The 22332-nt window shown below is 63.4% G+C and carries 19 protein-coding genes; 10 read left to right on the top strand and 9 right to left on the bottom strand.

Annotation, left to right across the window (positions count from 1 at the left end; all coding sequences use genetic code 11):
* Positions 1-57 precede the first annotated feature (57 nt).
* Positions 58-1335 carry an amino acid ABC transporter substrate-binding protein gene (locus AKG11_RS16250; RefSeq protein WP_023512129.1) on the bottom strand — a complete coding sequence of 426 codons (1278 nt, stop codon included), beginning with the start codon at positions 1333-1335 and terminating at the stop codon, positions 58-60.
* Between the two features lie 316 nt (positions 1336-1651).
* Here AKG11_RS16250 and AKG11_RS16245 point away from each other — a divergent pair, with 316 nt between their 5' ends.
* Positions 1652-2689, top strand: coding sequence for a LacI family DNA-binding transcriptional regulator (locus tag AKG11_RS16245; protein ID WP_050744623.1), 1038 nt, complete (start codon positions 1652-1654; stop codon positions 2687-2689).
* Between the two features lie 84 nt (positions 2690-2773).
* On the opposite strand, the gene AKG11_RS16240 is transcribed toward AKG11_RS16245, so the two are convergent.
* Complete coding sequence (locus tag AKG11_RS16240) at positions 2774-3547, bottom strand: SDR family oxidoreductase (protein WP_050744622.1); 774 nt, start codon at positions 3545-3547, stop codon at positions 2774-2776.
* Between the two features lie 140 nt (positions 3548-3687).
* Between AKG11_RS16240 and AKG11_RS16235 the strand changes: the two genes are divergently transcribed.
* The 7 genes from AKG11_RS16235 (at position 3688) to pncB (ending at position 12400) form a co-directional block, all read left to right on the top strand.
* Positions 3688-4587, top strand: coding sequence for a LysR family transcriptional regulator (locus tag AKG11_RS16235; RefSeq protein ID WP_050744621.1), 900 nt, complete (start codon positions 3688-3690; stop codon positions 4585-4587).
* Positions 4588-5129: 542 nt separating this feature from the next.
* Positions 5130-5384 (top strand): acyl carrier protein, encoded by a 255-nt coding sequence (locus AKG11_RS16230; RefSeq protein ID WP_023512092.1) that lies wholly within the window; start codon positions 5130-5132, stop codon positions 5382-5384.
* On the top strand, positions 5381-6553 hold the full coding sequence (locus AKG11_RS16225) for an acyl-CoA dehydrogenase family protein (RefSeq protein ID WP_050744620.1): 1173 nt from the start codon (positions 5381-5383) through the stop codon (positions 6551-6553). Before AKG11_RS16230 ends, AKG11_RS16225 begins: the two co-directional genes overlap by 4 nt.
* Before the next feature lie 4 nt (positions 6554-6557).
* Positions 6558-7472, top strand: coding sequence for an amino acid--[acyl-carrier-protein] ligase (locus AKG11_RS16220; protein ID WP_050744619.1), 915 nt, complete (start codon positions 6558-6560; stop codon positions 7470-7472).
* Positions 7473-7474: 2 nt separating this feature from the next.
* The gene (locus tag AKG11_RS16215) at positions 7475-8443 is read left to right on the top strand and encodes a DUF1839 family protein (protein WP_050744618.1); all 969 of its coding nucleotides are present in this window, start codon (positions 7475-7477) and stop codon (positions 8441-8443) included.
* 11 nt (positions 8444-8454) lie between these two features.
* The gene (locus AKG11_RS16210) at positions 8455-10902 is read left to right on the top strand and encodes a beta-mannosidase (RefSeq protein ID WP_050744617.1); all 2448 of its coding nucleotides are present in this window, start codon (positions 8455-8457) and stop codon (positions 10900-10902) included.
* A 193-nt stretch (positions 10903-11095) separates the two neighbouring features.
* Complete coding sequence (gene pncB, locus AKG11_RS16205; RefSeq protein ID WP_050744616.1) at positions 11096-12400, top strand: nicotinate phosphoribosyltransferase; 1305 nt, start codon at positions 11096-11098, stop codon at positions 12398-12400.
* Here the strand turns inward: pncB and AKG11_RS16200 are convergent.
* Both AKG11_RS16200 and AKG11_RS16195 read right to left on the bottom strand, forming a co-directional pair.
* Complete coding sequence (locus tag AKG11_RS16200) at positions 12397-13080, bottom strand: aspartate/glutamate racemase family protein (RefSeq protein ID WP_050744615.1); 684 nt, start codon at positions 13078-13080, stop codon at positions 12397-12399. The two genes, pncB and AKG11_RS16200, sit on opposite strands and share 4 nt — an antisense overlap.
* Before the next feature lie 7 nt (positions 13081-13087).
* Positions 13088-14545, bottom strand: coding sequence for an MFS transporter (locus AKG11_RS16195; RefSeq protein ID WP_050744614.1), 1458 nt, complete (start codon positions 14543-14545; stop codon positions 13088-13090).
* Between the two features lie 160 nt (positions 14546-14705).
* On the opposite strand from AKG11_RS16195, the gene AKG11_RS16190 reads away from it, so the two are divergent.
* Complete coding sequence (locus tag AKG11_RS16190; protein ID WP_023512100.1) at positions 14706-15548, top strand: MurR/RpiR family transcriptional regulator; 843 nt, start codon at positions 14706-14708, stop codon at positions 15546-15548.
* Positions 15549-15647: 99 nt separating this feature from the next.
* Here AKG11_RS16190 and AKG11_RS16185 read toward each other — a convergent pair whose 3' ends face one another.
* The 4 genes from AKG11_RS16185 to AKG11_RS16170 are packed head-to-tail and all read right to left on the bottom strand — an operon-like array spanning position 15648 to position 19711.
* Positions 15648-16928 carry a type III PLP-dependent enzyme gene (locus AKG11_RS16185; protein ID WP_050744613.1) on the bottom strand — a complete coding sequence of 427 codons (1281 nt, stop codon included), beginning with the start codon at positions 16926-16928 and terminating at the stop codon, positions 15648-15650.
* Positions 16921-18444, bottom strand: a complete 1524-nt coding sequence (locus AKG11_RS16180) for an AMP-binding protein (protein WP_050744612.1) — start codon at positions 18442-18444, stop codon at positions 16921-16923. Before AKG11_RS16180 ends, AKG11_RS16185 begins: the two co-directional genes overlap by 8 nt.
* Complete coding sequence (locus tag AKG11_RS16175; protein WP_023512103.1) at positions 18441-18698, bottom strand: acyl carrier protein; 258 nt, start codon at positions 18696-18698, stop codon at positions 18441-18443. Before AKG11_RS16175 ends, AKG11_RS16180 begins: the two co-directional genes overlap by 4 nt.
* A gap of 32 nt (positions 18699-18730) precedes the next feature.
* Positions 18731-19711, bottom strand: coding sequence for a hypothetical protein (locus AKG11_RS16170; RefSeq protein WP_156334107.1), 981 nt, complete (start codon positions 19709-19711; stop codon positions 18731-18733).
* Between the two features lie 156 nt (positions 19712-19867).
* Between AKG11_RS16170 and AKG11_RS16165 the strand changes: the two genes are divergently transcribed.
* A complete protein-coding gene (locus AKG11_RS16165; protein ID WP_050744610.1) occupies positions 19868-20380 on the top strand; it encodes a cupin domain-containing protein in 513 nt (170 codons plus the stop codon).
* 131 nt (positions 20381-20511) lie between these two features.
* Here the strand turns inward: AKG11_RS16165 and AKG11_RS16160 are convergent, their stop codons facing one another.
* Positions 20512-22014, bottom strand: coding sequence for a glucosamine inositolphosphorylceramide transferase family protein (locus tag AKG11_RS16160; RefSeq protein ID WP_156334106.1), 1503 nt, complete (start codon positions 22012-22014; stop codon positions 20512-20514).
* Between the last annotated feature and the right edge of the window lie 318 nt (positions 22015-22332).

The following is a 22332-nucleotide window of genomic DNA, read 5'->3' as shown; positions in this document are numbered from 1 at the left end:
CAATGGCCGGCGACGGGAAGGATGCCCGGGACGGGCACCCCTCCACTGCCTGTCTTCTCAGAACCCGTTCTTGGGATAGCTGAACGGCGATACGCCCTCGAATTCGCCCGTGGGGTAGACGAACTTCAGGCTGCCATCCTGCCACTGCGTCATGATGTGGGACTTCTCCACCGGCAGGCCGACGTCATCCCAGGAGAAGCGGCCGAGCACCGTGCGGACCGGGTCCTCCTTGGTGCGCGCATGCAGCCATTCGCCCATCTTGGCATTGTCGGTGGTCCCCGCTCCGAGGATCGCCTGCTCGATACCCTGGCAGACTGCGAACGGAATGGCGCTGTCCTCGTCCGGTTCGACACTGTATTCGGCGGTGAAGGCCTTGACGAAGTCAGCGTTGTTGAACGGCTTGCCGGCCAGCGTGCTCTCGAACGGCACGTCCTTGTGCCAGGTGGTGTGGATCAGCACGCCATCGGCCGCTTCCTTGCCGACGCCCTCGATGAACTCCGTCTGCGCTCCCTGGCTGAGATAGACCAGCTTGGGGGTGGCGCCGACGGTCTTGAGGCTGCGGGTCAACTGTACCGCTTCTTCCGCCGAGGCCGTGAGGCCGATGACCATCTCGGCACCGGAGCGCTTGACCGAATTGGCAAGGTTCAGCCAGTCGTTGAAGCCTTCCTCCGGCCACTTCTCCTTCATCAGGACCTCGATACCCGCATCCGCGAGGTAGCCGGGTGCCAGATCGGCGATCTCCTTGTCGGTCGCCGGGTCCTTCACCTTCTGCCCGAGCAGACCCGCCTCGATGGCATTGGCGAAGAAGTCGTCCGCTGAAACCACGGCCACGCTCTTCGGCGCTTCGCCGGCCGGAATGAGCTGCTTGATCACCGCGGCCACGTCCTTGCCGGTATATTCGGCGGCGTTGACCTGGAAGTAGAACAGGTTCTTGTAGCCCTGCTCGTAGATGCGCAGCGCCCCGCCCGAGGGAATGGCGTGCACCATGTTGTATTTCGAAAGGATGCTGGCGACCGGGAAGGTCAGGCGGCTCGAAAACGTGCCATATACCGCCTCGACCTTGTCGACATTGATGAAACGTTCGTACTGGTTGATCGCGGTCGCCGTGTCGGACCGGTTGTCGCTGACGATCAGCTCGACCTGCCGGCCGAGAATGCCGCCGGCTTCGTTGATCAGTTTCGTGCAGAGTTCGTAGCCCCGCTTGTGTTTTTCGCCACTGACCGAGAGTCCCCCGGTAATCGGCAGCGAAGCGCCTATCCTCAGATTTTCCGCATGGGCCGCACTGGCCGTAATCGCCACAGCGGCCGTTGCCGCGAGCAATGTATTCAATCTCATACGCCTTCCTCCCGTTAGCGATCGATTGTATCCGCGACCGGGCGCCCACCGCGGGGAGCCCGGCTGAATTTCGTGCCCGGTAAAGGAAGCCCAGCGGACGCTGCCGCATTCCCCGTCCGGGATCATTAGGGGTATTTTCCCGGCCGCCCTCCACGACGAACCGGTATCTGCCCGATGCAGGAGCTCTCCTCCAAGTGCTCATGCAATCGATTGCGAAGATGAGGTATCATGGCACTTGCGTTTGGTCAAGGATTTTCGCAAACGATTGCGTGCGCCATCCGTCATCTGCTAATATGGAAAAATCAGAGGGGATCAGATGCGGCAGAAACGGGTTACGCTGAAGGATATCGCCCGGGAGACAGGCGTACACGTATCCACCGTCTCCCGGGCGCTTGATCCTGTGGAGCGCAAGTCGATCACGGAAGAGGTTGCTAGCCGCATCCAGGCTGCGGCGGATGCCCTGGGATATCGGCCGAACCGCATCGCCGCCGGGCTTCGGACCAATCGCACGATGACCGTCGGCGTGATGATTCCCGACATCACCAACGTGATCTTTCCGCCTATCCTGCGCGGTATCGAGAGCGTTCTCGAGCCGCTGGGCTACGCATCGATCATCGTCAACACCGATAGCGAACGGGATCGGGAAAGCCGTCTTGTCGACGTGCTGCGGGACCGCGGCGTCGATGGCATCATTCACGCGGCCGTGTTGAGAAGCGATCCGTCCATCGCGCGGGCCGCAGCCGAAGGCCTGCCGGTGGTGACGCTGAACCGCATGGTCGAGAACTCGCAGATTCCCTATATCATCAACGACGAGGACGCCGGCATCTGCGAGATGCTGCGCCACCTGCGCGATCTCGGCCATCGCGACATTGCCCATCTCGCCGGTCCACAGGACCTGTCGACCGGCCAGCTTCGCCTTGCCGCCTTCCGCAACGCCGCTGCTGCCCTTTCACTGGAGTTCCGCCCCGACCTCGTGGCAACCGCCCGGCGCTTCGACGAGCAGGAAGGCGCACGCTGCATCCGGGATCTCCTGGTACCGGGCCGGAAATTCACGGCCGTCCTGTGCGCCAACGACCGTCTTGCACTGGGCGCGATCGACGAGTTGCGCGAGCGCGGCATCGACTGCCCGCGTGAGGTTTCCGTCACCGGCTTCAACGACATGCCGTTTCTCGACCTCATCCGCCCCCGGTTGACGACCGTCCGCATCCTCCAGCACAGTGCCGGCCAGACCGCGGCCACCGTGCTGCTGCAACTCATGAATGGCGAAAAGGCGGAGGACATCCCCGCGGAGACGATCCTGCCGGTCGAGATCATCGTCCGCGAGAGCACCGCTCCCGTCAGCAACCTCGTGTGATCCCGAAAACCGGAATGCGCCGCCACGACCATCCCGGCGGACAGAAGGCGGCCTATCCCGTGGGAGGAAGGCCGCCCCTCGCCCCTACTTCGTCGTGTAGCCGCCGTTGACGAGGATGGTCTGGCCGGTCATCCACCAGCCATCGGAAACCATGAAGCGGATATAGGGGACGATATCCTCGATATCGGTGAGGCCGGTTTTCGAAAACCCCGACAGGGCTGCGGCGGTCTTGTGATAGGCAACCGCATCGGCTCCCTCGGCCGGATAGAAGAAGGGTGTATCCATCGGGCCCGGCCCGATCGCCGTTACCGAGATGCCGCGCTCACCGAACTCCTTGGACGCGGCCCGCGTGAAATGCTCGACCGGCGCCTTGGTGCCGGCATAGCTCGCATAAAAGGGCGTGAAGGCGCCGAGCAGGGACGTGACGAGCGTCACCAGCTTGCCATTGTCGTTGAGATGCCGGCCTGCTTCCTTGATGAAGAAGAAGGCCGTTTTGGCGTTGACGGCGCTCATCTCGTCATATTCGGCTTCGCTGATCTCGAGCATGGGCTTCTTCAGCACCTTTCCGACCGTGTTGATGGCGATATCCGGCCGGCCAATGGCAGCGACCGCATCGGCGAACAGTTTTTCGACGGCACCGGCCGTCGTCAGGTCGGCCTGGAAGGCGACGGCCTCGGCGCCCGCGGCCTTGACGGCGGCCACGGTGGCGTCGGCCTCCGCCCTGCTGGCGGCGCTGTTGTAGTGGATTGCGATCGCCTTCGCGCCATGCGCCGCGAGGTCACGGGCGACCAGCCCGCCGAGGTTCTTCGCGCCTCCGGCGATGATGACGGTTTTGCCTTTGATGCTGTGGTCGGTCATGGGCGGCCTCCTTTGCCGGTTCCGCGATCACATGAGCGATCGCTTTCTTGGGAAGAACATATCGTCTAGGATCAGCCGATAAAGACGGCCATTCTGACATCACTTGTCAGAAATTCCGTGCAATCGAGTGGGTAGAACACGTGGACCGTATCGATCTGTTCCGCATTTTCGCGCGTGTCGTCGAGCAGGCAAGCTTCACCCGCGCCGCCGATACGCTGGGGATTGCCCGTTCTTCCGTATCGGCGGCCGTTCAGGAACTGGAGGGCCGCGTCGGCGCGCGGCTGCTCTATCGCACCACGCGCAAGGTCTCCCCGACCCAGGACGGCGTCGCCTTCTACGAGCGCTGCCAGCGTGTCATCGCCGATGTCGAGGACACGGAAAACCTGTTCCGCCAGACATCCGCACGGCCATCGGGAAAGCTGCGGATCGACGTGCCCGGCCGGATCGGACGCCTGATCGTCGCGCCGGCCCTGCCCGGCTTCCTTGACGACTATCCCGAGATCGACATCGATCTCGGCGTCACCGACCGCGCGGTAAATCTCGTCGAAGACAGCGTCGATTGTGTTCTGCGCGTCGGTTCGCTCGGTGATTCCGGCCTGATCGCACGCCCGATCGGCAGACTGCCGCTCATCAACGTCGTCAGCCCGGCCTATCTGGCGCTTCACGGAACGCCGCACACGCCAGACGATCTCCGGGATCACCGGGCGATCAACTACGCCTCGCCTTCCAGCGGTCGGGTCGAGGACTGGGAATGGCTTGAAAACGGGACGCTGCACAGGATGCAGATGCAGGGACGCGTCACCGTCAACAGTGCGGAGGCCTATATCGCCTGCTGTCTCGCCGGCCTCGGACTGATCCAGATACCGGCCTATGACGTCAGAGGACACCTGGAAGCCGGAGAACTGGTCGAGATCATGCCCCATCACCGCGCCGAGCCGATGCCGATGGCCCTGCTCTACCCGCACCGCCAGCACCTCTCCCGTCGGTTGCAGGTCTTCGCCGACTGGCTCGAGGCGCTGCTCAGGCGACAACTTTTGTAGTCCTCCGAAACGGTTTTTCTTCCCTGTACGAGGCAGAGGTCGCCCGTATCCCGTCTCGCAATCCCGAAAGAGCACCTCCGGCAAGAGTTCAACCGGAGCGCCACGACCGGCTGCTCAAGGCTGCCGTCGGCTTCAGGCGCAGGCGCTGAAAGGCGATGTCGATCCAGATACCGAAGGGTCGCATCGTCGTTGGCAACCGCAAACCGCTCTCCCCGAACCGCCGGAAACGGCCACTTCAACCCTCTTTGTCATTCAATCCTACACGTCCTACGTTTATGGCTAACGGAGTTTTTACGCCGACGGGACGCACCATTTCAGGACATCGCACACTTCCCTCAACGCCCTGAAAAACCAGGACTGTTACCACCTTCTTCACTAAGCACCGCAATGGTACGCCTCGGTTCAATCCAACAATCCCACCCGCTTCACGAAATCTTATCCATGTCCTTTCAGCCGATCTTATCAACCGTCGGTTATGCCTTTGAGGAACGATAAGCCAAGAGCCCGCTGTCCGGCCGGCAATGAAAACGACGGAGAAGACCATGAAGCAGAAGATTCGTGATATCCTGGCGAAACACGGTGGCCTGCCGACGCCGGTCGATCAGCTCGCGGACGATGCCGATCTCTATGCAGCCGGCCTCTCCTCCTTTGCTTCCGTGCAGGTGATGCTCGGCATCGAAGACGCCTTCGACGTCGAATTCCCCGACAACCTGCTCAACCGCAAGTCCTTCCAAAGCATCGACGCGATCACGAAGGCGGTGTCGGGCCTTGTCGGGAGCACGGAGGCCGCCGAATGACACTCACCGTCGGAAAGGGGCTGACGGAACGCGCCGAGCGCGTCTCCGCCGTGGCGGCAGCGCATGCCGACGACGTGGACGTCAAGGGCCGCTTCCCGCGGGAAGCCGTCGACGCGATGATCGCCGAACGGCTGCTTTCCATTCAGATTCCCGCCGCGCTCGGCGGCGAGGACGCCTCCGTCTCTGAAATCGCCGAAATCTGCTCGGTGCTCGGCCAGACCTGCTCGGCCGCCGCCATGGTCTTCGCCATGCACCATATCAAGCTGTCGAGCCTCGTCTCACACGGCGCCGGCGATGCCTGGCACTCGGGCTTCATGCGCCGCGTTTCCGACGAACAGCTTCTCCTCGCCTCGGCAACGACCGAGGGCGGTATCGGCGGCAACCTGCGCAACAGCATCTGCGCCATCGAGATAACCGACGACACCTGCCGCCTCACCAAGGACGCCACCGTCATCTCCTACGGTGCCCATGCCGACGCAATCCTCATCACCTCGCGCGCCCATGCGGATGCCGCCTCGACCGACCAGGTGATGACCGTCTTCACCAGGGACCAGTATACGCTCGAGCAAACCCATGTCTGGGATACGCTCGGCATGCGCGGCACCTGCTCGGACGGCTGGCTGTTCAAGGGCGAAGCGCCGAAGGCGCAGATCCTTCCAAAACCCTTTGCCGAGATCGCCGCCCAATCGATGCTCGCAACCTCGCACCTGCTCTGGAGCGCGGTGTGGTACGGCATCGCCGTCAACGCCGTCGCCCGCGCACAGGCCTTCGTGCGCGCCGCCGCGCGCAAAAGCCCCGGCGTGACACCACCCGGCGCGTTGCGGCTTGCGGAAGCCTCGAATCTTCTCCAGCTCGTCAAGTCGAATACGATTGCGGGCCTCAAGGAATATGAAGCGGCCAAGGCCGATCCGGACCGCCTCTCCTCCATGGGCTTTGCCGTGGCGATGAACAATGTGAAGATCGCCTCCTCCGAAACGATCCTCACCATCATCAACCAGGCCATGCTGATCTGCGGCATCATGGGCTACAAGAACGGCACACCCTTCAGCCTCGGCCGGCATCTGCGCGATGCGCATTCCGCCCAGCTCATGATCTCCAACGACCGCATCCTCGGCAACACGTCGAACCTCCTGCTTGTGCACAAGCAGGACACCAGCCTGATCGGGTGACACCATGGACATGCAGACCTCCCTTCTCGACCGGCTCTTCGATTCGGGCCTCCTCATCGACACCGGCGTCGAAGGCCTTTACGGCCGCAGCGGCGCCTTCGAGGATGTCATCGCCCGCTTCGAGCGGCTGATCGACGCCTATGGCGGCGCCGACGGCGCGGAAGCCATGCGCTTTCCGCCCGGCATGAACCGCGCCCATTTCGAGAGCAGCGGCTACATGAAGAGCTTTCCGCAGCTCGCCGGCACCGTGCACAGTTTTTGCGGCGGCGAACTCGACCATATGAGCCTCCTGCAATGCATGGAGGTCGGCGGCGACTGGACCAAGGACCAGAAGGCGACCGACATCGTGCTGACGCCGGCGGCCTGCTATCCGCTCTATCCGACGATTGCCAAGCGCGGCCGCCTGCCGGCCAAGGGCGGCCTCTACGATCTGCAGTCCTACTGCTTCCGCCACGAGCCCTCCAACGACCCGGCCCGCCAGCAGCTTTTCCGCATGCGCGAATATGTCTGCATGGGCACGCAGGAGCATGTGACGACCTTCCGCCAGACCTGGATGGACCGCGGCCTGGAGATGATGGCGAAAGTCGGCCTCGACGTGACGATGGACGTGGCCAACGACCCGTTCTTCGGCCGCGCCGGCCGCATGCTGGCCAACAATCAGCGCGACCAGAACCTGAAGTTCGAGCTGCTCATCCCCGTGACCTCGGCCGCCAAGCCGACGGCCTGCATGAGCTTCAACTATCACCAGGACGCCTTTGGCGCGAAATGGGGCCTCAACCTCGAAAACGGCGATGTCGCGCACACCGCCTGCGTCGGTTTCGGCCTGGAGCGCATCGCGCTCGCGCTCTTCGCCCGCCACGGCATGGATATCGCCGCCTGGCCGCAAGACGTTCGCAAGACGCTCGGATATCAGGACTGAGCATGGCTGCCGTCTTCCCCGGGGCCGACCCCGAGACCTACCAGCCCCATGCGCTGCACGATGCGGAGCGCATGTGGCCGGAGACGAACTGCTACGTCGATCTCTGGATCGAGGTGCTGAACGCCTTCGGGAGTTCGCCCGAGGCGATGCTCGGCTTCTCCCTGACCCAGGATTTCGAGGGCGACCAGTTCACCTTCTTCAAGGTGCCGCTGGAAGACCTGGAAAGCCTCTACGGCATCCGCTGTACGGAACTTGCCATTTTCGACAAAGTGGAGAGCCATGTCGCGACCCAGATCGCGCGCGGTCGCCTCTGCCTCGTTGAGATGGACAGTTTCTACATGCCGGATACCCGCGGCGTCGCCTACGGCCAGGAGCACGGCAAGACGACGGTCGCGATCAACCGGCTGGACGTTCAGGCAAAGCGGCTCGATTACTTCCACAATGCCGGTTTCTTCCGGCTGGAAGGCGCGGATTTCGACGGCCTGTTCCACTTGAACGACGGCCCCGACGACCTGCCCTTCCTGCCCTACACGGAATTCGCCAAATTCCCGGAAAAGCGGCCGGACGAGGCCCATCTGCGCCGCGAGGCAAAACGCCTCGCCGCCGTGCATTTCGCCCGCCGCCCCGCCGAAAACCCGGTGGCGGCCTTCGCAAAGGCCTTTCCGGGCCAGGTGGAAGCGGTGGCCGATCGCCCCTTCGGCTTCTTCCACAAATACGCCTTCAACACGCTGCGCCAGCTCGGCGCGAATTTCGAGCTCGCCGGCAGCCATCTCGACTGGCTCGCGCCGGATGGCAGCCTGAACGAGGCGGCCGAGGCCGCGCGCAAAATTTCGGAAACGGCGAAGTCCGTGCAGTTCCAGCTTGCCCGTGCCGTGACGCGCAGGAAGTTCGATCCGCTGGCAACGGCACTCGATCCGGCGATCGAAGCGTGGGATAGTCTGATGGCTCAACTGGCCACCCGCATCGACTGAAGGAAGACGGAATGCCCGAAACCGGAAAGGCGCTTTCCACCGGCTGGCGCATGGCGCTGACAGTGGCCGACGCTGCGGCTGATCCGGTGGCGCTGGACAGCCTTTCCGATTTCCTCGACGCCCCCGTGCCCGGCACTGTCGCCGGCGCGCTTGAACGGGCCGGCCGTTTCGACCGCGCCGCCCCGCAGCCGCTCGACCATCTGGACGCCTGGTACGTGCGCGACCTCTCCGGCGAAGCACCGGGGGAGGCCCTGCTGCAGTTCGACGGCCTCGCGACGATCGCCGAGGTCTGGTGGAACGGCACGCTGGTTCTCTCCTCCGACAGCATGTTCGTGCGCCACAGCCTGCCCGTCACCCTAACCGGCAACGACCGCCTGGCCCTCTGCTTCCGCGCACTGAAACCGCATCTGGAAAAACGCGGCCCCCGCGCCCGCTGGCGGCCGCAGATGATTACGCCGCAGGGCCTGCGCCTCGTGCGCACCACTCTGCTCGGCCGCATGCCCGGCTGGTGCCCGGAGGTCCACGCCGCCGGCCCCTGGCGCCCCGTGCACCTCACACGGCCGAGCCCGGCCGTTGCCTCGGAAATCCGCCTCTCCGCGCGCCTGCACGAGAACGGCAAGGGCCAGCTCGAAATCGGCTTCACGTTCCCGGGTGCAGTCGCGCCGATCGTGGAATGTGCGGGCGTTGCCGTCGAAGCGATCCCGAACGGCGCGCACAGTTTTAGCGCCAGCCTCAGCATTCCCGATGTCGAAGCCTGGTGGCCGCGCAGCCATGGCAAGCCGGCTCTGCACGACATCACCCTCGTTGTCGACGGCGCGCGCCAAAAACTCGGCCGCACCGGCTTTCGCCGCATCGAGATCGATCGCGGCGCCGATGGCCGCGACTTCGCCCTCCATGTCAACGGCGTCAAAATCTTCTGCCGCGGCGCGGTCTGGACCAATGCCGATATCGTCGATCTGCCGGGCACGCGCGCGCGCTACGAACCGCTGCTGACGCTTGCAGCCGAGGCCAACATGAACATGCTGCGCATCGGCGGCACCATGGCCTACGAGACGCCGGATTTCTTCGCGCTGTGCGACGAACTCGGCCTTCTCGTCTGGCAGGATTTCCAGTTCGCCAATTTCGATTACCCGGCAAACGATCCGGCCTTCCTCGAGAATGTCAGGGCCGAAGTCGCGCAGTTCCTCGATGCCACCGCCGCCTCGCCGTCGCTCGCCGTGCTCTGCGGCGGCAGCGAGATCGACCAGCAGGCGGCGATGCTCGGCCTGCCGGAAACGGCCTGGGCGGGGCCGCTGACGCTCGATATCCTGCCCGCGCTCGTTGCCGCTCATCGTCCCGATGTGCCCTATGTCGAGAATTCGCCGAGCGGCGGGGCAATGCCCTTTTCACCCGGTGCCGGCGTCACGCATTATTACGGCGTCGGTGCCTATTGCCGGCCGCTGGAAGATGCGCGCCGCGCAAACGTGCGTTTTTCCGCCGAATGCCTCGCCTTCGCCAATGTGCCGGAACAAGCAACGCTCGACGCGCATCTGCCCGTGCCCGCCGTGCACGATCCGCGCTGGAAGGCCCGCGTGCCGCGCGACCGCGGCGCCTCCTGGGATTTCGAGGATGTGCGCGACCATTACCTCACCCAACTTTACGGACACGAGCCGGCGCGTCTGCGGCGCGAAGACCCGGCCCGCTATCTCGATCTCTCCCGCGCCGTCGTCGGCGAAGTGATGGAGGCGATCTTCGCCGAATGGCGGCGGGAGCAATCCACCTGCAATGGCGCGCTCGTCTGGACGTTCCAGGATCTATTGCCCGGCGCCGGCTGGGGTATCATCGATGCGACCGGCCTGCCGAAATCCGCCTGGCATGCGCTGCGCCGCGCCTTCCGGCCCGTGCAGATCACGCTTTGTGACGAAGGCACCAACGGCCTCGACATCCATGTAAGGAACGACGGCCCGGAGGAGCGGCGGCTGATGCTGGAGCTTTCCTGCCTGCGCCATGGACGGCAGCCGGTGGTCTCCGGTCGCAGAGACATCGCGCTCGCCCCGCATTCCGCCGAAACGCTGCCGGCAACCGCGCTCTTCGGCGCCTTCTTCGACACGACCTACGCGTACCGCTTCGGCCCGCCCTCCCATGACGTCACGGTCGGCCGGCTCATCGATACGGACGGGACGGTGGCCGCGGAAGCCTTCCATTTTCCGCTCGGCCGGGCAGAGGCGTTCTTTTCCGCCAGCCTGACGGCGACGCTCCGGCAGGACACGGATGGCTGGCTGCTCGACCTCTCGGCCGATCGTTTCGCCCAGTCGGTCGCCATCGAGATCGACGGCTTCCGGCCTTCCGACAACTGGTTCCATCTGGCCCCCGGCAACGTGAAAAGCATCCGCCTTCTTCCGTCTGCCGGCACGTCCCCCGAGACAACACCGCACGGCACGATCCGCGGCATCGGTGCCGAAGCCGTCATCTCCATCTGAGCATCGGGGATTTACAGGCGATATGGGTGGCGGCCTCGTGTCGAGGTCACCCATGCCCCAAGAGAGTGCGCAAGACTCCCGACCCCAAACATCAGCCCGGATGCTGCCCGTACTGCTCTTGAAGCCAGAGAAGCATTCCGAAGCGTTTGGCGGTGCGCTATACCCCTCTCGAGCATCGTTCAGGAGGAGCCGGATGGCCGTCACCGATTTCGCGACCCGCACCTACAACCACAATTTCCGGCTCGACCCGATCGTGCGCAGCCTGCTCGACACGGATTTCTACAAGCTGCTGATGCTCCAGATGATCCGCCAGCTGCATCCGGATGTCCAAGCGACCTTTTCACTGATCAACCGGACGAAAACCGTGCGGCTTGCCGAAGTCATCGACGAAGGGGAACTGCGGGCACAGCTTGACCATGCCCGGCAGCTTCGTTTCACCAAGAAGGAACTGATCTGGCTGGCGGGCAACAGTTTTTACGGCAAGGCCCGCATGTTCGGCCCGGACTTCATCGCCTGGCTCGCCGCCTTCCGCCTGCCCGACTACGAGCTGCGCAAGGTGGACGGGCAGTACGAGTTGCATTTCGAAGGGCCGTGGACCCATACCAGCATGTGGGAGATCCCGGCACTCGTCATCATCAACGAGCTGAAATCCCGGGCGGCGATGCGCGACAAGGGGCTTTTTGCGCTCGACGTGCTCTATGCCCGCGCCAAGGCCCGGCTCTGGGAGAAGGTCGAGCGGTTGCGGCATCTGCCGGATCTCGTCATCTCCGACTTCGGCACGCGCCGCCGGCACGGTTTTCTATGGCAGCGCTGGTGCGTGGAGGCCCTGAAGGAAGGGCTTGGCGAGCGCTTCATCGGCACATCCAACGTGTTGCTCGCGATGGATGCGGACCTCGAGGCCATCGGCACCAATGCGCATGAACTGCCGATGGTCGCAGCCGCACTGGCCGAGAATGATAAGGCGCTTGCCGCCGCGCCCTACCAGGTGCTGGAGGAGTGGCGGCAGCACTACAACGGCAATCTCCTCATCGCCCTGCCGGACGCCTTCGGCACCACTGCCTTCCTGGCCGAGGCGCCGGACTGGGTGGCGGACTGGACCGGTTTCCGGCCGGACAGCGCCCCGCCGATCGCCGGCGGCGAGCAGATCATCCGCTGGTGGCAGGAGAAGGGGCGCGATCCGCGGGAAAAGCTGCTGATCTTCTCCGATGGCATGGATGTCGATACGATCGAGGAAACCTATCGGCATTTCCATGGGCGGGTGCGCATGAGCTTTGGCTGGGGCACCAATCTCACCAACGATTTCCGCGGCTGCGATCCGGATGGCGGCAGCGGGCTCGATCCGATCTCGCTCGTCTGCAAGGTGACGAGTGCCAACGGCCGGCCGGCGGTCAAGCTTTCGGACAATCCGCTGAAAGCAACCGGCGATCCCGCCGAAATCGAACGGTATCGCCGGGTGTTCGGCACGAAGGCCGAGCATGCCCGGCCAGTCGAAGTTTAGCTCTCTGCCGCCTGCGGCGCATCGCTGGCCACGTTGACGAGGCCGATGATGCGCTCGACCGCACAGGGGATCGGGCCGAGCACGGGCTGATCGAAGCGCGGACGCAGCTTTTCTGCCGCCTGGCCGAGCGGGCCACCGCCGATGATGACGGCTTCGGCTCCGTCCTCGAAGATGCACGCATGCACCGCGCCGGAGAGCGCCTCGGTGAGCAAGCCCGGATCGGATGCAAGCGCGACGGGGTCGCCCTCGGTACAGCGGATACCCCTGTAGAGATGGGCAAGACCGAGATCGTGCGCCCGCTGGCCGATGGCCTCGATCAGGTCAGGCGTCGAAGTGGCGACGGAGAAGGCCCGGCCGCCCCGCGACGCCTCGATCATCGAGGCCTCGCAGATGCCCACCACCGGGACCGCGACCTTGCGACGAAGCTCCGCAAGGCCGGGATCGCCGAAGGCGCTGACGATGATCCCCGCACAATCCCGCCCGTGCGCGGTGCCGAGTTCCACCACTTCAGCGGCGGAGGCGGCCAGTTGCTCGGGGGTGACGATCATGCCCGGCGCGCGGCGCGCGGTGACGGTCTTCACCACCAGCCGGCCCGCCGAAGAGGCCAGCGCGATGGCGTGCATCATCTCGCTGGTGGGCTCGGAGCTGTTGGGATTGATCAACAGGATGTGCGGGGTCATGCTCTTGTCAGGCTCCTGCTTTTGCGGGCTCTGCGACGAGGTTGTCGCTTGCCGTGGTGGCGTCCGCCCGCTGCGTGATGTCTTCCATCGACATGCCATAGGTTTCCGGTCCGAGGCGGATGCAGATGGCGAAGATGGCGTACATGGCGGCGGCGAGGCCGAAGACCCCACCCATGCCGTAGCTGTCGAACAGCGCACCCGAGATGGTCGGCACGAAGGATCCGGCAGCCGAGCCTGCCGCCAGGATGAAGGCGACGCCGAAGGCGCGGATGCGGGTCGGGAAGAGTTCCGGCGCATAGATCCAGATGGACGTGTTCAGGAGAAGCACGAAGAACTGGAACAGCGCGCCGAAGAACAGCACCAGATAGATGGTGGTGCCGAACTGCATGATGGAAAGCGCGGCAAGGCAGGCGCAGATCGCACCGACGGTCAGGACGCGCTTGCGCGGGAAGTAGTAGCCGAACATCGAGGCCGCGATGGCACCAAGGACGCTGCCGCTCTGGATGATCATGCTGTAGAGCAGGCTGCCCTGCAGCGTATAGCCCATCGAGACGAAGATGACGGGCATCAGGGTCAGAACGGAAAGCTGGGCGCCATAGCTCATCAGGATGGCGATGGACACGGGCACGATGCGGCCGAGGAAGGGTGCACGGAACAGTTCCTTCCAGGCGCCCTTGGCGCGCGGCGCATCCTGCTCGTTGTCCTTCGAGAGATATTCGCGGACCACGAGGTTCTTCGGCCGGAGCGAACCGGATTCCAGCACCGAGAGCACCTTGTTCGCCTCGTCTATCCGCCCTTGCGAGGCGAGGAAGCGCGGCGTTTCCGGCACATAGCGGCGGTAGAAGACGACCAGCAGGGCCGGCAGCGCAAGCGAGGCGAAGAGCCAGCGCCAGCTATCCTCACCCGGGAAGATGCTGAAGATCATCAGACCATAAACGGGGGCAAGGAAATTGCCGAAGCCGCCCGCGCCCACATTGACGAGCCCGGCCGCCGTTCCGCGGAATTTCGGCGAGCAGAATTCCGACAGCATGGTGACGGCGGTGGAAATCTCGCCACCGACGCCGAAGCCGACGATGGCCCGGGCGATGCACAGGAACATGAAATCCGGCGCCAGCGCGCAGGCTAGGGAGCCGAGCGAAAACAGCAAAAGATTGACAGTGAGCATGACACGGCGGCCGTAGCGATCGCCGAGGATACCGGAAAGCAAGCGGCCGATGGCGGCGCTGCCAAAAGTAATCGTGTTCAGGAAGCCGATATCCGTACCCGTCAGCCCCCAATGCTCCTTCAGGAGCGGGCCGGATACGCCGATCGTGTTCTGTTCGAAACTGTCGAACAGGCAGCCGATCAGCACCAGCGCGATGATCTGCTTGTGCGCACGCGTCACTCCGATACGGGTGAGCGCGCCCTCCAGTTGCCGAATGGCCGGCGATGATTTGCCGGACTGCACCATACCTTCTGCTGCCATAGTCTCCTCCTCTTGGCATCAGCATGAAAATCAATTTTCTCATAATACACGTGAGAAATCATTTTTTCAAGAAACTTTGTGTCCCGGCCCCAGCGGCATTCTTGCGTAGTCCTGCAAGTCCGTTACAAGCTTGATTTCGAAGTGAAAGGCGGTGGCTCCGATGGGCTCTACGGATCGTTCGTTCCTGTTTCGCGTGCGTGATGCGCTTGACGACCTGCATCCGGCAGAGCGGCGACTCGGCGACTTCGTCTGTGACTTTCCAGGAGAGCTTGCCAGCTATTCGGCATCGGAGCTCGCAAAGCTGGCCCAGGTCTCGAATGCAACCGTGACACGATTCGTCCGCCGGCTCGGCTACGAGAACTACGAGGAAGCCCGCCGCCATGCGCGCGACGAGCGCGAGACCGGATCGCGCCTGTTCCTCGCCACCTCGACGGATGCTGCAGGCGCGCAGTCGCTTGGCGCTCATGTCGCCCAGGGCATCGCCAATCTCGAAGGCACCTTCTCGAGCATTACCGATGCGCAGGTGGACGCCGTCGCCGACGCGATCCTGGCCGCGCGCAAGACCTGGGTGGTCGGCTTTCGCAGCAGCCATGCCTTTGCCGATTACCTGCAATGGCAGATGACGCAGGTGGTGGAAAACATCGTCGCCATCCCCGGCGCCGGCCAGACGCTCGGCGAGCATCTCGTCAGCGTGACGGAGAAGGATGTCGCCATCGTCTTCGGCCTGCGTCGCCGCGTGGCGCAGATGGACAGCATCCTGACCGCGATCGAAAAGAGCGGCGCCAAGCTGCTCTACCTCACCGATGAAGGCGTCACCCATCGGGCGAGTGCCACCTGGCATTTTCGCTGTCACACGCTCGCGCCGGGACCGCTGTTCAACCACGTCTCGGTCATGGCCGTCTGTCACCTCATCACGACGCGCGCGATCGAGCGCGCCGGCCCCGCCGGCCGCACGCGCCTGCGCGGAATCGAGCGCTTCGGCGACACGCTGGAAGAGCTGTAGCGCCCCTAGAGTTTGTCAGGAAAAAGTGGAACCCGGCTTTCCCGAAAAGACAAACGAAAACAAAGAACGCTAGAGCCGTCAGTATCAATCTGACGGACTCTAGCGGGCGATGCGTTCGATCCTGCCGTTTTCCACCAGCGCTTCCGCCGGCGCCGGATGGGAGAGGAAATGCCCCGGGCTCGCCGTCAGGCCGTAGGCGCCGGATTGCAGAACGGCGACGAGGTCCCCGGCGGCAAGCGCCGGCAGCCCCGTGTCACGCGCGAGCGTATCGAGTGGCGTGCAAAGGGGGCCGACCACCGTTGCGGGCAGATCCGGTCCAGCCGCCATATGGGCAGGCGCGACGACAGGATAGTTTCGCTTGATGACCTGGCCGAGATTGCCGGAAGCCGCCAGATGGTGGTTCATGCCACCTTCCAGGACAAGGAACCGCACGCCGCGGGACGTCTTGACGGCGTTGATTTCACTGACATAGAGGCCCGCCGTACCAACAAGGAAGCGCCCCGGCTCGACGATGGCCCGCGCACCAGCGAGCAGCGGTTCGCAGCGTATCAGCGCCATCAGATCGGGAATGGCCGCTGCAACGGCATCAAGATCGAGCGGCCTGTCCCCGTCATAATAGGGAATGCCGAGGCCGCCGCCGAGATCGATCGTGGCAAGCGGTCTCCCGCTCGTGCGGGCAACACGCGCGGCCAGCGTGATGGCATGCCGCCAGCTTTCGATCAGCGCTGCCGCATCGAGGATCTGCGTGCCGCCATAAACATGGATGCCGACGAGTTCGATGTTCGGCACGGCAAGCACGGCCGCGATCGCCGCATCCAGGTCTTCCTCATCGAAGCCGAAGGCGGTCGCCTTGCCGCCCATGCGCATGGCGCCCACCTGAACGGCTGGAACCGGATTGATGCGCAGCGAGGCTCGGACCGGCCGGCCGATCGCGCGGAGCCGCGCGATCTCGTCATGCCCTTCGATGTGGATTTCACCAATCCCGCCGTCGATAACCGCCGCAAGCTCCGCATGGCGCTTGCCGGGCCCGGCGAAGAGGATCCGCTCCGGCTTTGCACCGGCGGCAATGGCCGCGTGGTACTCGCCGATTGAGGCAATCTCGACGCCCGCCCCCTCCTCGATGAAGAGACGGATGACGCTGCGGGCCGGATTGGCCTTGGCCGAGTAGTAGATGGCGGCAAAACCGTCGAGCACAGCGGCCAGCCGGCGATAGGCCCGGCGCATGACCGCACCGTCATAGATATAGGCGGGCGACCCCATCTGCGAGACGATCTCGCGCACCGAAAGCTCACCGACATGGAGGTCGTCGCCTCGCACCTCGAAAAGCTCTGTTGCAAGCGGGTAGCCGTGACGCGTCATCCTCACCGCGGGATCAGCCATTTTCCGTGCGCTCCCTGACGAGTTGCCGGTAGTCCACCTTGCCGTTCGGCGTCACCGGCAAAGCCTCGACGAGTTCGAGGCCTCGCGGCACCATATAGGCCGCGAGCATGCCCGCGACCGCCTGCAACACCGACGCCGCGTTGACATCCGGCTCCAGCGCCACGCCCACGGCATGGAGCTTCTGCCCGGCAAAATCATCCGGCAGGCCGATGACGGCAACCTGGCGGAAGCGCCCGGTGCTCATGATCGCCTCCTCGACCTCCGACGGGCTGATGCGGTAGCCCGAGGATTTGATCATCGCATCGTTGCGGCCGATGAAGGAGAAGAAGCCGTTCTCGTCCTCTACGGCCAGATCGCCGGAGTAACAGACGATGTCACCGCCCTCATCCCGCGGGCGGAACGGATTCTGCCGCAGCACCCGGGCCGTCTCCTCAGGCCGGTTCCAGTAACCAAGCGAAACGGTCGGTCCACGATGCACGAGGATGCCGGGCTCGCCCGGCCTCGCGCGGCGGCCATCCTCGGTCACGATGAAGATCTCGCATTCCGGTATCGCCTTGCCGATCGAGGTCGGGCGGCGGTCCAGCTCTTCCGGTGGCAGGTAGGTCGAGCGGAAAGCCTCGGTGAGGCCATACATCAGAAAGACGTTCGTCTGCGGCAGCATCCTGCGCAGATCCGCGACCGTCTGCGAAGGCACTGCCCCGCCAGAGTTGGTGATGTAGCGCAAATCCGGCAAGGCGGTCTTGTGCAGGAGGGGCGCAGCCTTCGTCAGGATGGCCCAGATGGTCGGCACGCCGGCAAGGGCGGTGATCTTGTGGTCACGCAACGCGCGAACGATCTCGTCGCCGAAGCGGAACGTCAGAATGACGGTCGTCGCCCCCTGCTCCACCGCGGTCAGGAGCTGGTTGAGGCCATAATCGAAACTGAACGGCAGGATGGAAAGAATGCGCTCCTCCGGCGTGATGCCGAGATAGGTGCGCACGATACGCGCGCCGGCCAGAAGGTTGCGGTGCGACACCATCACGCCCTTTGGCCGCCCGGTCGAGCCCGATGTATAGAGGATCGCTGCAAGATCCTCGCCGATGGCATTTTCACGGACAGCCACAGGCGCGGCTTCCGCCATTTCCTCGACGGTCAGGATATGCGCTTCGGCAACGCCATGCAGGCTTTCGGCGACCATCGGCGCAAGCTCGCGGCTGGTAACGACGACACGCGCCGCGCAATCGGCGACGATATGGCTGATCTGCGGACCGCGCAGCAGCGCATTGATCGGCACGAAAACGGCGGCAGCCCGGCTGGCCGCAAAGATGGAGACACATTCTTCGATACTGCGCGGCAGGAAGATCGCGACGCGGTCCCCGCGCTCGACGCCCACTTGCAACAGCGCCGCGGCAAAGCGCTCGACAGCCTCGTGGAAGGCGCGATAGTCGAGTTCCCTCTCGCCATGAACCAGCGCACGCCTGCCGCTCTCGGCATGCGGGACAAGAAGGTGATGAAGAAGAACCGGTGATCCCGTCACGCCCGAACCTGCGAGACGAAGCGCACAAGGCTTGCGGGTGTCGCCAGCTCCTGGAAATCGAACCCGTCATCCTCCATGGAGACCCCGAAGCGCTCGCCGAGGAACATGATCAGCTCGAGAAAGCCAAGGGAGTCGATCGCGCCGTCAAGCAGTGCCGTGTCTGGCGCAACGGGCGCGAGTGCCGGAAAACGCCGATCGATATAGGCGTGGATCTCGGCGCTGATGTCGTCTGTGGGGACTGCTGCACTCTGCATCGTCCGTCTCCTCTTCCTTTGCCTCTCACCGGCTACATCTTCAGAAGTACGCGCTCGGAATAGAGCTCATCGATCAATCTGTCGTCCCAATCGCCCTTCACCTGGTAGCAAAGGCCGCGTTTCCAGACCCAGGCATGCGGGACGTTGCGACCTTCCTCGACCTGGAGCGCGAGAACCGGCACCCCACGCAGGACAAGCAGGCGTGCAAGCGCCCCGAGATTGTCAGCGACGATGTCCTGGTTTTCGGCAAAAACAACCCGCGCGACCGGAATGCGCTTGCGCGAGGTGACGCTGAGCACGATCGGATGGTAACGCCCGTTGACTTCGACCGCGACCACGATGCATCCGAGGGCCAGATGGTTTCTGAGATCCCGCAGCAGGGTTTCGGCAAGCGCGCCTGCCGGAACAGCTTCGAGCGGTCGAAGCCGCCCCTGCCTTGGACCAGCGAGCGCCAGCCAGGGAAGGACGACGAGGGAAAGATCGAACCCTATCGATCGGAATCCGAAACGGTTGTTTATTTCAACGGCGGCGGGGGTCGGCGTCAGGTCCGTGTAGATTGCTTCCTTGTCGGCCAAACCCGCCATGATCAGACGTGTGGCGGACCAGCGATGATTCTCTTCCACGTACCAGCTCGAAAGATTCACGATCCTTCGACCTGTCTGCGCATCCCATCGGGAGATCGTCAGAAGGACGCCGACAGGGGTCTCCCCCGCCAGAAGAAAGAAGCCAACCGACGGTTGGCCGGCCGCCCTGTTCTGATCGGCAAGCCTGCGCAGTCCCTTGCGCCAGAAAGCACGAGAGCGGGAGGGGAACCCCTTCGAGAGCAGGGTCTCGGCCGCTTCCAGGCGAGCCTCGTCAATGGCGCAAAGCTTCAGCATTTCCTCAATCGAAAATCCGTTCCTGTCGAACCGTTCTAGGGATGACACCTTCTGAAAGCGTAAACACACCTTCTTGCAATTAAGGCTTGAGCGGCAAATGACGAGAACGTGAACGGACGTGGCGACATTTGCCATTCACCGCGCCTTGTCTTTGCCAATTCTTCAACTTTGGCCCGCCCGCGACAGCGCTTTCGCCATTGAAGTGAAAACAATTACAACTTTACCTTTCGCATAAACGGCATGCTGACCCGGCCTCGTTATGCTCCGCCGAAGTAAGACGAAGGGGACCCCATGAGCTGGCATATTTTCACCGCCACCGCAGCGCTTGCAGCAGGAATGTACAGAGGCCAGTTTTTGGACCGCGCCGAGCCGGACGTGTTCGTTGCGGCCAGCTCCAATGCATTGCCGATGGAGCTGCGCCCGATCAATCCCGACTGGGTCATGGCAGGCAATCCCGTTGCCCGCGCCGCGCTTCACTCCCGGCCGGCGGACACCTATGCCACGATGGCGGTCTGGGATTGCACGGCCGGCCAGTTCCGCTGGTTCTTCGGATGGGACGAGATGGTGGTCATCCTCGAGGGTGAGGTTCACGTGACAGCCGAGGACGGCAGTGCGCGCCTCCTGACCAGCGGCGACATGGCCTATTTCAAGGCCGGCACCTGGGCGACCTGGCGTATCGATCGCTATGTCAAGAAGGCCGCCGTGATGAGAAAGCCCTTCCCGCTGCCCGTTTCGCTGCTCTATCGCACGCTTGGCTGGCTCCGGTCGGCCATCAAGGGCACGCAGTCGGGTGGCGGCCTGTAACGTCAAAAATCTGGCGCAGAAGATTACAGGCGCAGAGAAAGCCCCTCACCCCGGAAGCGGGCACCCTGGCATGAGCAGCGCAAGTCCTTTAGCGGATGCCATGCATCTCCGGATTGACAAAACGCCTTGCTTCACTGGGAAGCAAGGCGCCTCGGGCTCTTGAGGCTCCAGCGAAACCGTGGAACCTTGCAGTCGATCACCTCGAGATGCTCGCTGCTGTTGAGCGTGTGTATTCTTGAAATCGCTTTGTCACGGGACGGAATGGGAACGGGGGCCGCAAGGCGCACCCTCTCCTCGTTCAGTTCGAGAAGATCGGCAAGCCCGAGGCCGGCGCCGTATTCCTGCGTTCCATCCTGCAAGGGCAATACGAGGCGATTGCCGACGCCGATAAAACTCCCGCCGGGCCGGGCGGCGGCCCGGTCTATCTGCAGCGGATTGCTGCGGTGCGGCGTCCATTCGCCATCCAGACGGTCCGCATAATACACCACGAGTGTGTCCGCAGCGCTCCCATAGGTGTCGCGTTCACTGGCGAACAGCCACAGGCGCCCTTCGTGCTCCAGGAGCGTCGCATCAAAAAGCGCACGATCCGGTATCAGGACGGCGTGTCGTACCCAACCGTGCGGAAACGATGCCGCACGATACAGAACGAGACCGCCGCCCGCCGCACTCTCCGGCAGCATCCAGATTTCACCGTCGCGGCTGAAAACCTGCGGGTAAGACAGATGATGCGGCTCCTCGATGACCGTACGCGGAACGCTCGCCCTGCCATCGGGAAACACTTCCGCCACGGAGATGACGGCCTTCGTATCCCCGTCGGCAAAATCCTCCACGAAAATGAAGTGCCGCCCGTTCCAGTCGAACGGGAACGGATCGGCATAGAAGCGATTGCCGCCATCCGGCAGGATCGCCCAGGGCTCGCCCGTCAACGACCCCGTGCTGCCCACCTGCACACCCTTGTGGAACCGATAGTACGTATCCCAGCGGTGTATGTTGAACAGTGCCCGCTGAGCCGCGCCCGCCAGCTGGCGCGGCATCATCGAGAACATATAGGCATTGAGCAACTGCCCGGCCGTCGGCTGAGGCGATCGCGTGACGCGCTTGTAGGGTGTTTCTGCCGGCGCCCCGCTCCTGAGGTAGCGATCCGCCGCATCCACCAAAAGGGTAAGCATGCGCGCCAGAACATCGTCCAGCCCCCGGACGAGCGACAGGCGACTGTCGACCATGGGCGCAGCATGACCAATGGCCTCATCGTCGTTGAGAACGATATCGATCCTGGGCAAACATCCCTGCATCAACGCTTTCGCGGCGGACGCGACGGAAGCACAACCGTTGAAGCGCGGTTCAAGTGTCGGCGATGCGAAACTCCGCCCGCTCGCCGTCAGATCTATCCGCAGCGCTGCCTCGGCACGGGAGGAGGACAGTCCGACAGTGGACACGACATCGAAAAGATCGTTGCCGCGAATCCGCAATGTTCTTCTTTCTGCCCTAAGAATATTGCTGAGCATGCGGGGTTCATCGGGTGTTTCCACCCCTGCGAGCACAATATCGTGGCCCTTCTCGGCAAGGCGATCGGCAACAAGAAGATGGATGCGCCGAACGTCATTTGCAGGCACTAATATATCGATTGTGCTCACACGATTCCTTTATCTCAGGCTGATGAAAAAAATGATATAACACTTGATAGTTGCAAACTTTGGCAGGTCAAGTGAAATCTCCGATCCAGCCGCATACACCGTGCAATCAGACCGGCGCACTCTTTTAAATCGGGACAAACGCATGACAAGCCGTGTCTAAAATACTCCGGCATCCGTTAGCCAAACAGAAAAGGAGAGCAGCCAGTTTTCAGGTTGCTGTGCCCAAGCTCCCGGAATTTATATTCCCTGCGATATTTGTATTATTTTTGTCGTTTTTGATTTCGCGCCAGATGCCCTTTGCGATTGCGATTGTCAGGC

Origin of the sequence: Shinella sp. SUS2, from assembly GCF_001262505.1 — a bacterium.
Taxonomy (GTDB): domain Bacteria; phylum Pseudomonadota; class Alphaproteobacteria; order Rhizobiales; family Rhizobiaceae; genus Shinella.
This window is presented reverse-complemented; position numbering and strand designations above follow the sequence as displayed.